Raw genomic sequence first — 3,514 nt, forward strand, 5'->3', positions numbered from 1 at the left:
ATCGCAGGGTGCCTTAAAGCCTGCGTATGGCAAAGCTTTCACGCTTAAGTCAGTGGCATTGATTCAGGGACTATTCCTGAGATCTTTCCCCCAAAATAACTCCAGTCACAAAAGATCTATTCAAAAGAAATACATCGTCTAATAATCAACCACCACAAATAGAGACCATGCTTCAATCAAAGAATCTGTATATGAACATTCCAAAGCACCTTGGCTACCCACACGACAAGCGGTTAAAGCATTGGTGCAATGCGGAGAACAGCTTTTTATTCGGTAAAATGACTAATAAACCAGACAGTTTCTATGCATTGCATTGTCGTTCAACTTGGGTAGAATGCTTTAGCTAAATCAAGTAGGCTTTAACGTCTGCTGTCTTGTATCAATCTCCGTTCAAGTAACAATCCCCAGCAAACCTGAAGGGTTGTTTATACGCAGTCAGCACAAACGGAGAGCGCGTTTGTTCGCAGCGTTTGCGAGAAATCCGCAAATAAAGTACTGACTACCACAACTTGGCTATGGCTGTTTCGGTATACGCCCTAAAAAAAATCGATGGGCGGTAGCGTGGTGGAGACCTTGCAACACCGCTGACCGCAAACATTTCAGGGTACTTTTGAGAGGGCACTGAGAGAAAGCCTTTCTTTTTCTTCTGCGCCCTCTGAGTCACCGCCATGAAAGGCGGAAGTGCCGAAAATGCACCCATGCCAGTGGTGCAGGAGTCAGAGTAACCCATGGAGCAGTTACCGGGGTGCAATTTTCGACCCTCTGTGGTAAAAAAATGACAACAGCCTGAAACAGCAGCCCACAGAAACCACCATCAGCAGATAACTATAAATGGAACTAACGATATTCAAAGCGCTCTCAGCCTTTGCGCTATCCTTTGCCCTGATAAAATTGCTGAAACCTGTCTCCAGAAAAGTCGGACTGGTAGACAAACCCGATGAACGCAAACAACACGACAGTGCTGTCCCGCTGATTGGCGGCCTGGTAATTTACCTTACGCTATTAATAGTGGGCATGATCTTTTTTGCCAGCAGCACTGCACTAACCGCTTACTATATTTCTGCCGGAATGCTCACCGTGGTGGGTGTGTTTGACGACCGGTTTAAACTCAGCGTACGGTTGCGTATTCTGGCTACTTTTATTGCCACCAGGTATGATGTATTTCGCTGGGACGATCTTTACCAACCTCGGCAATATGTTCGGTTTTGGTGATGTGGTGATGCCACTGTGGCTTGCTGTGCCGTTCACCCTGATCGCGGCCTTGGGCATCGTCAACAGCATGAATATGGTCGACGGAATTGATGGCCTGAGTTCCGGCATTACCATTCTTGCCCTGGCCTCAATACTGATTACCCTGGATTTTACCACCCGGCTGCGGATTTTTATTATCGTGATGATTGCCGCCATACTGGCTTTCCAGATATTTAACCTGCAGCTAACCGCGCGTGTGAAAAAAGTTTTTATGGGCGACGCTGGCAGTATGATGATCGGCTTTACCCTGATTATGATGATCTGTTACTGCACCCAGGCCACTGCCACCCGTGGGCCACGGTTTGAAGCGGTAACGGGTTTGTATTTCCTGGGCCTGCCACTGATTGATATGGTCTCCACCGTATTGCGGCGGGTGAAAAAAGGGAAGAATCCCTTTAAGCCCGACCGGACCCATGCTCACCATATCTTTATGCATGCAGGTTTCAGCCCAAGGCAGACACTGGTGATTATGCTTTGTATTGCGGCGTTGATTAATGGCATGGGTATTTTGCTGAATGAGCTGCAGGCACCGGCCTGGTTGCAGTTTGGCCTGTTTGTTTTGCTGTTTACCTTTTATTTTCAGGGGATTCAGCATGGGTTCAAGCTCAGTCACCTGTTGCAGAAGGTGCATGGTGAGCGGGTTGCTTCTTAAAGTTTCATGTCCACCTGAAATACAGCAAATGTAAAAAAATCGGAGAGCGGTAAGTGGCTATTCCAGATTGGAGGTCACTTGTCGTTCAAAAATCAAGACCTTGACCCCGGTTCGCTCGTGACCCCGGTTCGCTCGGTTAATAGCACGAATAGAAACCCGATTTCCGAAAAGCCTACATGTTATTCATGCATGCCTGGACAACCCTCCGGATATTGAATTATGGCGCTATGCAAAATCAAATGGTCTTGCCATTGTCAGTAAAGACAAGGATTTTTTATCAATGCTGGAAGCATTCGAATTCAGGTCATTTGACAGTCGGTAATGTCAGGCTTGCGGTTGTTGAGCGTGTTTTAACAGACAATCAACAGACTATCCATAGTTTCCTGAACGATGAAAGCAAAGGGTTATTGGTACTCTGAAAAGGTTGTCCTGATACCTCCCCCATTCTTTACGCGCAAAAAACAACTGAAAATGATTGGGAAGTTGTCAAAGAGGTTTTGACAAACTGACGTAATAGGGTATGCACAATGCAAGACTTCCCCCCGGTTTTAGCTCAGTCATCTGTTGCAGAAAGTGCATGGTGAGCGGGTAGCTTCTTGAAGATTAATGCCCACCTGAAACACAGCAAATGCGAAGAATCAGAGAGCGATAAGTGGCTTTGCCAAATTGCAGGTCACTTGTCGTTAAAGAACCTATACGCAGGTTTTCTTAGAAAAATGGTTCGATAGGCAAGATGAAACACCCTGTTTTTTTCTCTAGCCTACTTACTGGCAGGCTTTCGAACGATCCGTCCTACGGTTGTATAGTGCAGGCCAATATAGTTGGCAATTTCGCCCAGGGTATAACCGCCGGACTTAAAAGCCGCGACAATCGCTTCATCCCGCTGACTGGCAGCCTCAAAGAAAGAACCTAAGGATGGTGGTGACTGCCGCTTCTGTTTATGAGGCACTTCAGAAAGAACAGCCTTCCCTTTGGGCTTATAAGCCAGCTGCTTATTGATGAAATTATCGTCACCCAGATAGATCTGCTGTTTCAGGTGTTCCCAGATATTAATACCAACACCCTCGGCAACAAACCGGACAAAACTGAGAATAGCCTCATCACGGTCGCTACCAAAATAGCGCAGCGTAGCATCAGTGGCCAGCCAGGGTGGTGAATCGAACAAGCCAGTGGAATAGCAGTAACTACTCCACGGCCACTGATCCGGCGACTTGACCATTTTGGCTCTGACCGGGTTTAACACGACGTACCGGCTAAGCTCCATAAGATAAGCATCTTTGTCCACAAGAATGGCTTTGTATCGCCCTTGGAAAAGATGACCAACTCTGCCGTACTTTCTATTGAATCTGACAGTATAAACACCGTTGAGCTGTCGCATACCCCTGGAAAGATTAGCATCGGGCGTTTCCACCACCAGATGGTAATGATTGGTCATCAGGCAGAACGAATGCATTACCCAGTTAAACCGGTCGCATACTTCAGCCAGGGTATCGAGAAACAAAGTAAAGTCGGTGACTTCACGGTAAATAGCCCTGCGCTCATTCCCACGGGAAGTCACATGATAAAGGGCACCTGAATACTCAATTCTTGGTGGTCTGCTCATTTCCGGTT

4 protein-coding genes are annotated in these 3,514 nt (G+C 46.9%); 3 read left to right on the forward strand and 1 reads right to left on the reverse strand.

All coding sequences use genetic code 11. From position 1 onward, the window contains the following. Nucleotides 1-831: 831 nt before the first annotated feature. The 3 genes from KDK14_RS17205 to KDK14_RS21840 all read left to right on the forward strand — a co-directional run bounded on the left by KDK14_RS17205 (nucleotide 832) and on the right by KDK14_RS21840 (nucleotide 2,225). Entirely contained in the window at nucleotides 832-1,212 is a 381-nt protein-coding gene (locus KDK14_RS17205; protein ID WP_257266416.1) for a hypothetical protein, read from the forward strand. Continuing rightward, entirely contained in the window at nucleotides 1,196-1,903 is a 708-nt protein-coding gene (locus KDK14_RS17210; protein WP_257266417.1) for a hypothetical protein, read from the forward strand. The genes KDK14_RS17205 and KDK14_RS17210 overlap by 17 nt, the downstream gene beginning before the upstream one ends. Nucleotides 1,904-2,042: 139 nt before the next feature. Further along, entirely contained in the window at nucleotides 2,043-2,225 is a 183-nt protein-coding gene (locus tag KDK14_RS21840; protein WP_373691105.1) for a DUF5615 family PIN-like protein, read from the forward strand. Nucleotides 2,226-2,663: 438 nt separating this feature from the next. On the opposite strand, the gene KDK14_RS17215 is transcribed toward KDK14_RS21840, so the two are convergent. Continuing rightward, nucleotides 2,664-3,514 (reverse strand): transposase (locus tag KDK14_RS17215; RefSeq protein ID WP_257266418.1); only part of this gene is annotated, 851 nt, incomplete at its 5' end.

Origin of the sequence: Endozoicomonas sp. ONNA2 (assembly GCF_024606365.1) — a bacterium.
In the GTDB taxonomy this organism is placed as follows: domain Bacteria; phylum Pseudomonadota; class Gammaproteobacteria; order Pseudomonadales; family Endozoicomonadaceae; genus Endozoicomonas.